General features: G+C 66.6%; 8 protein-coding genes and 2 pseudogenes. 5 read left to right on the top strand and 5 right to left on the bottom strand.

Translation table 11 applies throughout. From position 1 onward, the window contains the following. Window positions 1–314: 314 nt before the first annotated feature. Window positions 315–656: pseudogene (locus ACS5Q1_RS45465) on the bottom strand (IS110 family transposase); the annotation flags it as partial. Between the two features lie 141 nt (window positions 657–797). Here ACS5Q1_RS45465 and ACS5Q1_RS45460 point away from each other — a divergent pair. Then, window positions 798–1181 carry a PRC-barrel domain-containing protein gene (locus ACS5Q1_RS45460; protein WP_473104385.1) on the top strand — a complete coding sequence of 128 codons (384 nt, stop codon included), beginning with the start codon at window positions 798–800 and terminating at the stop codon, window positions 1179–1181. 290 nt (window positions 1182–1471) lie between these two features. Here ACS5Q1_RS45460 and ACS5Q1_RS45455 read toward each other — a convergent pair whose 3' ends face one another. From ACS5Q1_RS45455 to ACS5Q1_RS45440, 4 genes and pseudogenes are all read right to left on the bottom strand, one after another. Continuing rightward, complete coding sequence (locus tag ACS5Q1_RS45455; protein ID WP_473104386.1) at window positions 1472–1882, bottom strand: BON domain-containing protein; 411 nt, start codon at window positions 1880–1882, stop codon at window positions 1472–1474. A gap of 426 nt (window positions 1883–2308) precedes the next feature. After that, a pseudogene (locus ACS5Q1_RS45450) lies at window positions 2309–2734 on the bottom strand (DUF2267 domain-containing protein); the annotation flags it as partial. A gap of 136 nt (window positions 2735–2870) precedes the next feature. After that, window positions 2871–3284, bottom strand: a complete 414-nt coding sequence (locus ACS5Q1_RS45445) for a hypothetical protein (RefSeq protein ID WP_473104384.1) — start codon at window positions 3282–3284, stop codon at window positions 2871–2873. A gap of 478 nt (window positions 3285–3762) precedes the next feature. Continuing rightward, complete coding sequence (locus ACS5Q1_RS45440; RefSeq protein ID WP_473104383.1) at window positions 3763–4191, bottom strand: CBS domain-containing protein; 429 nt, start codon at window positions 4189–4191, stop codon at window positions 3763–3765. 338 nt (window positions 4192–4529) lie between these two features. Here ACS5Q1_RS45440 and ACS5Q1_RS45435 point away from each other — a divergent pair, with 338 nt between their 5' ends. The 4 genes from ACS5Q1_RS45435 to ACS5Q1_RS45420 all read left to right on the top strand — a co-directional run bounded on the left by ACS5Q1_RS45435 (window position 4530) and on the right by ACS5Q1_RS45420 (window position 7108). Next, window positions 4530–5315, top strand: a complete 786-nt coding sequence (locus ACS5Q1_RS45435) for a BON domain-containing protein (RefSeq protein WP_473104382.1) — start codon at window positions 4530–4532, stop codon at window positions 5313–5315. 125 nt (window positions 5316–5440) lie between these two features. After that, complete coding sequence (locus ACS5Q1_RS45430) at window positions 5441–6118, top strand: phosphoribosyltransferase (RefSeq protein ID WP_473104381.1); 678 nt, start codon at window positions 5441–5443, stop codon at window positions 6116–6118. Then, complete coding sequence (locus ACS5Q1_RS45425) at window positions 6115–6609, top strand: YciE/YciF ferroxidase family protein (protein WP_473104380.1); 495 nt, start codon at window positions 6115–6117, stop codon at window positions 6607–6609. The genes ACS5Q1_RS45430 and ACS5Q1_RS45425 overlap by 4 nt, the downstream gene beginning before the upstream one ends. Window positions 6610–6646: 37 nt before the next feature. Beyond that, complete coding sequence (locus ACS5Q1_RS45420) at window positions 6647–7108, top strand: YbhB/YbcL family Raf kinase inhibitor-like protein (protein ID WP_473104379.1); 462 nt, start codon at window positions 6647–6649, stop codon at window positions 7106–7108. Window positions 7109–7270 lie beyond the last annotated feature (162 nt).

The following is a 7270-nucleotide window of genomic DNA, read 5'->3' as shown; positions in this document are numbered from 1 at the left end:
GTCATTGGGGTTCCTTCAGCTGGGGTGCAGTCGAGCAACTCCACCATAGCCGGTCCGCCCAATGACCACCTCATCCCAACACCCGGCGCGTCAGCAAATTTCCACCACTAGCGCGGACTCTACCTCGCTTTTTGCCCTGCCGCCATGGAGCTTAATGAGGTCATGGACTTGCTATGGACAAGCGATACTGCTGGCGGATTGCATGTTGCCGCTTCATTCGCAGCCAGAGAGCTGATCTGCAGCGCTCGAATGCAGAGCGCCGGTGGTCCACTCTGGAAGCTTGGCAGCCGCCTCGGAAGCTCCAAAGCGAATTCCTAAGAAACAACCACCGCGGTTGAAGCGGGCTCTGCCTTCTCCAGGACATAGCCGAGCGACTTGGCGCGGCGGCGAAGATTGCTCAGCACCCGCTGCCGGTAGCGTTCCTCGTAATAGGACGCCCCCGGATCGGCATAGGCCATCCCGTGGCGGAGCGTGTTGTAGACCAGCACCGCCAGCTTGCGCGCCGTCGCGGTGATCGCCTTGGCCTTGCCCACCCGCGCGGCGAGCCGCCGGTAGAAGGCGCCCAGCGCCGTCTGGGTGCGCCCGACCGCGCTCGCGGCCAGCCGCAACAGCGCCGCGACCCGGCTGCCGGAGCGGCGCGTGCGGCTCGCCAGCAGTATCGGACAAGCGAAGCAAGTCCATGTTGGACAGGCGTGACTTCAACCTTTTGATTGCATTCGCACTTGGCCCAATCCGCTTTGAAGGAACGGCTGCCTAATGAGCCCAAGCGGCCCAATCGAGGCCGCGAACCAGGATCGATGGAACTCGACCCATCGGCTGAGGGCATGGCTATCGACGAGACGCAGCGCCTGCGCGCCTCCAGCAAGGTGGAGGGCACACCCGTGTTCAACAGTGCAGGGGAGCCGCTTGGCACCGTGTGCAACTTCACGGTCGACAAGGTCTCGGGCCAAGTCGCCTATGTGGTCATGAGCTTGGGCGGCTTTCTCGGGATCGGCGAGAGTTACCACCCGCCGCCCTGGCGGGCGCTGACCTACGACACGCAACTCGGCGGCTATGTGGTCGACATCGACAAGGACAGGCTCGCTGAGGCTCCGCGCTATGGCGCTGACGAGGATCCGTTTGCCGACGATGAGTACGGAACCAGGGTGGACGCCTACTACAAGACCACGCCGACCTCTTGATCCTTCAATACCCTATCCTGCCGTGGGCTAGAGCGTTGTGGGCGTGACGGGGATTTCCGAACTGGTTCGCCGCGACGTGGAATGTCGCCGGGCGTGATTAGCGGCGCCCCAACAGGCTCGGGCTGGGGCGCCTCGGGAGGAGTGGGGTGGAGAGACAGGAGCCGGATTGGGATCGGCCGGTGTCGGCTCGGGATAGGGCTGGTTCGGCAGAGGAATGGGCATGCCAGTGACGCTCCGCGAGCTCTCAGCAGGGGGCAATCACCAGCGCCGCGCCGGTTCCGGCAGGGCGCTCATCTCGACCCCGTCGTTCCGGGCGCGCCGCCTGGCCCACCGGCCGTGTCTCCTTGGCTGACGCGCAGATCGTTCTGCACGTGCCGGACGCCGCCGATCCGTTCGGCGAGTTCCTCAGCGTAACGCTTCGCCCCCCGGTCGCCCACGGTGCCGGAAAGAGTGACCTCGCCGTGGCTGACGCTCACCTCGATCTCGGAGGCATCGATGCGGGGGTCATCCGTCAGGCGATCACACACATCCTCGCGGACGCGCTTGTCCAAGCGGGTATAGCCCTTCGGACCCCGCCCGCGATGCTCGCCGAAACGGGTCCCGCCATAGCCGTGGCCCGAGGCCGGGCCTTCATCGAAACCGCTTCGGGGGCCGCCCAAGCCTGCCCGGTAGTCGTTGTCCGGATCGTAGCCGCCCGGCATGTAGGCGGACCCATAGCCACCGCCGCGGTCGTCGCGGGTTTCGGGGCCGCCATAGTCTGGGCCGATCATGCGGCGGCCGCGGCCTTGGTCACCGTAGCCTCGGGCCTCGCCGCGATCCCGCTCGGATGGGCCGCGGCCCCAGTTGGACTGGTCCAGGCCGCCACGGCGGTTGCGGCTGCCACGATCTTCGTGCTGTCCACTGGGGCGGCTGCGATCCCCAGCGCGGCTTTCGCCACGGTCCCAGGCCACCAAGGGCCATCTGCCCGGTGACCGGAAGGCGGCCAGGGCGACCACCGCGAGGCCGGCGACCACCAGCGCCCCCACGCCGATGGTGGTTCTGGACGGCCGAGACCGGGTCGTGCCGGGCCTCCAGCGGCCCGCGCCGTGCCGCTCCGGCCTCTGCAGCAGGCGAGGCATGTCCGGTTCATCGGGCCAAATGGCGCGCACGGGCCCCGGCAGGGCGTTCCTTACCTTCTCGATCTGCCCCGGGCTGACATGGCGCGACAGGATCTGGAACACGGCCTGGGTTGCCTCGCGCGCATCGACCGGGCGGATGTGGGCGAACTCCTGCCGGATGGGTTCCAGAAACTCCTCCAGCGAGCGGAGCTTGTCCTCCGTCCGCCCCGGGGCATGCCAGCGCTCAGAGTAGGCCCCGCGCACCAAGAGCGGCAGTTGTGAGCCGAGGTGAACCGCAAGTTCCAGCGGGATGCGGTCGCGCACCGCGCGCAGCACCACCCCGAGCACATGCCAGGCGACGTGCCGGTCGGGCCCGATCTCTGCCATCAGTTCGTCGAGCCAGATGTGGGTGATGTGCAGCGTTCTGTCGAAAACGGCGAGACCTGTCGCGCTCATGCCCGGCCTCCTGCGTCGCGGTTTGGAAGCGGAACTCCTGTCAGGTTGGCATGTTCCGGCACGGTTGCGAAGGACGCCGCCGAGGCGCTTCAGGAACGGCCGTTGGCGTGGCTTGCCGCTTCATTGGAGGCTGCTGCTATTCGCCATCCGGACCCTTGCCGGGGGCCTTCGTCCGCAAGTTCGGAGTTCGTGAGCCGGCCGGCCTGTCGCCGGAACTGGTCAGGGCGTTCGGCAGGATCGCCTTGGCGGCGTGCCGGATCACACCGGCTGCAGCGTCGGCCGCATCCAGGACCTGATCTCGTGCCGCAGAGCCCGCCTCCGCGCCAGCTCGGAGAGCCGCCTCGCCGGTGTCGGCGACCTGCCGCAGGCTGGGGCGCTCCTTGACCAAGGCTGCCGCAGCCGCTCCGGCCGCAGCGATCAGCACATCGGCCAGGATCTCCCGCGTCTGCGGGTCGGCCAGCAGAGGGTCAAGCCACCCGGACTGGCGCAGGGCCTTTGGCAGCTTCACGCCGGCAATCGACTTCGGGACTTTGGTTTTGCTTTTTGCCATTGATCACCTCTTCGCGGTTGGGCCCGCCGGATCGGGCCGCTACGAACATCCCTATGCCAATGGAACTCTTCCCGGTGGATCCACGGATGCGAATCGCGGAAGCGCTCGACATGGGTGATTGTTCCGCCGATCCCTTGATGGCCAAGAGGCCTGCCACCGCCGCCGATGCCTCCGAGCTGGCGCGGTTCTTGCTTGTTCGTCCCTGGGCGTCCGCGCCCAAGCACCCGATGCCCAGGAGCTGCCCATGCCATCCGATCGACGAAAGACCAGAGCCGCGCCGCTGATCCGCTGCCACCCCCTTACCGCCTCCAGGCTTGGAGCCGTGCCGCTGCGGCAGCCAGGGGATGCCCAGAAACTGGGCTCCGCGTGCATTCCCATCAGGAGCCATGACGGAAGCTGTTGGGCATGGCCGATTGAGCCCGGATTTCTGGCCGCCATCGAACGGCGGTAAGTCCATACGACGCCTCGCCGCCACGGGTCAGGTTCGTTCTCCGCCGGCCTGGGAGTGCGGTCCGCCGGGCTCGGAGATGCCGCTCAGGGCTTCACCCGCCGGACGCCCGCCCTCGGTGACCGCGATGTCGCCGAGCGCGATGATGCCGACGAGCCGCTTGTCCCGGGTGACGACGGGCAGGCGCCGGATCTGGATCTCGGCCATGGTGCGGGCGACGTCCTGGGTGTCGTCATCCTCGAAGCAGTACTTGACCTCGTCCGTCATCACCTCGCGCACCGGCGTCTGCGGGCCCTTGCCCTCCGCGACCGCCCGCACGGCGATGTCACGGTCGGTGATCATGCCGACGAGACGGTCGCCATCGCCGACCGGGACAATGCCGGCGTCAACATCCGCCATCATCTTGGCGGCCTCCTGAAGGGTCTGGTCCGGGCTGGCGCTCTGGACATCCCGCGCCACACCTCACTCACCCGCATTGCTGACCTCCCTGGGTGAGCCTGTAACCGCCCCCACGGGTGCGTGGACCGAAATCGCGAGCGTCGGGGCTCCTGCACAAATCGTGTGCATCGTCGGCTCCTGGCGCGTGCAGCCATTGTACGAGGGCACTTAATGATGGTCCAGCACCCCAAAGCGGCTCAAGTGGTTCGTATCAGGTCTCGGGTAGCTTAGCGTGGACCACGCAGCGGCGATTTCGTCGCTTCAGATCGGAACGGGCCCTCTCAGGGTAGCGTTGGCCTGGTGGCTGTCACCTCTGATGGCCCATCTGCGGTGCGCAGCCACAACCAGGGAGCTGTGTCATGGCAAACAATGATCGTTGGAGGAATGCCCCGGAGCGGTATGGCTCCCGCGACGACGACCGTGACCGGTGGCGTGACGAAGGAAGCCGCGAAGGCTTTGGCCGGGAAAACCGTGGCAGTGACTGGGGTTCTCGCGGTGGCGGCTGGTCTGGCTCGGGCCGTGAGGATCAAGGTGGCGGCGGCTACAGGGCCGAGCGCTATGGTGAAGCGTACCGTGGCGGGCGCGATTTCGGCGCGGGCTCGCGCGGTGATTATGATCGCGGCTCGGATTGGGACTACGGCCGTCAGGGCCGCGACTATGGCCAGCGCGGCGGTGAGCGGGGCTTCTGGGAGTGCGCGGGCGATGAGGTCTCGTCGTGGTTTGGTGATGCCGACACCGAGCGTCGGCGGCAGGATGAGCAGCGCGGCGGTCAGCACCGGGGGCGCGGTCCGAAGGGCTACACCCGCTCGGATGACCGCATCCGTGAAGACGTGAATGATCGGCTGAGCGACGATGCTTTCGTGGATGCCTCCGAGATCGAGGTGAGTGTGTCGTCCTGCGAGGTGACGCTCTCTGGCACGGTCGACAGCCGCGAGGCCAAGCGGCGGGCGGAGGACATCGTGGAGCAGGTCTCCGGTGTCAGGCATGTCCAGAATAATCTGCGGGTTCAGCAGCCGACATCCGGCATGACGGGCACCACCGGCACCACAACAGGTGGAACCACGACAGGCGTGGCAGGGACCACAATGGCCGGCACCGGAGCGCCCGGCATGAGTGGCCGCAAGGCCGGCACGACCGCGTCATGATCCAGCCGGAGAGGCGTCTTCGTCAACCGTTGCGGCGCCTCACGAGGGGGGCCGCCGTCTCGCCTGCGGGAGGAACCTGGCCCGCGACTGGTTCGTCTCACGCCTGCATCAAGGAGGCTGACCTGATGCGCCCCGATGATCTGAGCTTTCGCGACCGCACCGATGCCGGTCGCCAGCTCATTCCGCGTCTGATGGCCTATATGGATCAGAGCCCGGTGGTCTTGGCCTTGCCGCGCGGCGGCGTGCCGGTGGCGTTCGAGGTCGCCCGAGCCTTGCAGGCGCCGCTCGACCTCGTGTTCGTGCGCAAGATCGGGGCGCCCGGCCAGGCCGAGTTCGGCCTGGGCGCGGTCGTGGACGGGGCCCATCCGCAGGTCGTGCTCAATGAAGAGGCCCTGGGCCACGTCAAAGTGCCACCGGGCTACATCGAGGAAGAAACCCAACGCCAGCTCCAGGAAATCGAGCGTCGGCGCGAGCACTACCTGACGGGTCGGCGGCCCATCGACGTGAAGGGCCGGGTTGCCATCGTGGTCGATGACGGCATCGCCACCGGCGGCACCGTGCGGGCAGCCTTGAAGGGCCTGTCCCACGCCCGGCCGGCTCGCCTCATCCTGGCCGTTCCGGTTGCGCCACGGGACACTCTCGCGCGCCTCGCGAGCGAAGCCAACGAGGTGGTCTGCCTGCTGACGCCGGAGCCGTTCTACGCGGTTGGGGAGCATTACGCCGATTTCCGCCAGACCTCGGACCGGGAGGTGACGACCCTTCTGGATCAGGCCCAACGTTGGAATAAGGAGGGCGTCCCGTGAACGTCGACAATTTCCGCGACATGTACATCGCAGAACTTCAGGAACTGCGCAGCGTCGAAGCCCAACTCGTCGAGGCCCTGCCGAACATGGCCGACATGGCCGGCCACCCGGAACTCAAGCAAGCTATCCAGGCGCATTTCGATGAGACGCGCTGGCAGCTGTCCCAGCTCGACGAGATCCTGCGCCGACACGGCGCCGAGCCCCGCGAGCACGTCGATCAGACTATGCAGGCCATGCTGAAGGAGGCCGAGAAGTGGGCCGGCATGGTGCCGGATCAGGATCTGCGCGATGCCGGACTGATTGCCTCGGCGCAACGGGTCGAGCACTATGAGATCGCGGTGTATGGTTCGCTCGCCACTTGGGCGAAGCAACTCGGTTTGGACGAGGATCTGCCGGCGCTCCTCGACATCCTGGAGGAGGAGAAGCGCACGGATGAAAGTCTGAGTACGCTCGCCAAACGCGTGGTCAATCCGGATGCCGCCGCTACCTAGCGCACGACATCCTGGCAACAGTCCGGAGGAGGGAACCATGCCGCTCACCATCACCAGTCCGGCCTTTCGAAACGGCGAGGTCATTCCGACCCGGTACACCCGCGACGGCGAGAACCTGTCGCCGCCGCTGGCGTGGCGAGATGCTCCGCCCGAAACCAAGAGCTTCCTCATTCTGGTCGAGGATCCCAACGCGCCGTCGGGAACGTTCCGGCATTGGGCGTTGTACAACATTCCCGCCAGCGAGGCTGGCCTGCCCGAGGGGGCGTCCGGTCAGGGGCTCGGTGATGCGGGCGAGGGCGTCAACGGATTCGGGAACGCGCGTTACGATGGTCCCCAGCCGCCGAAGGGGCATGGCCCACATCACTACCATTTCCGGTTGGCCGCCCTTGATGTGCCGCGGCTCGACATCCCAGCGTCGACAAGGGCAGAGGACATCTGGGCGAAGGCGCAGCCGCACATCATCGCCGAGGCGGAGGTGGTCGGCGTGTATCAGCGGTAAGACTGATGAGGAGCCAGGTTGTTGTAGGTCCTGCGGGAGACTGCGTAAGCTTGTCACAGCCTGGCAGGTTGATGCCGCAGTGATCGGACGACATGTTTTCTTTATGGCTGGCGCTGAATTTAGACCACCCAATCCTATTGTTCTCGGCGATGCGGTCCGAGA

Source organism: Microvirga sp. GN3 (genome assembly GCF_055792825.1).
The sequence above is the reverse complement of the archived record's forward strand: the minus strand, read 5'-3'. Positions and strand labels throughout refer to the sequence as shown.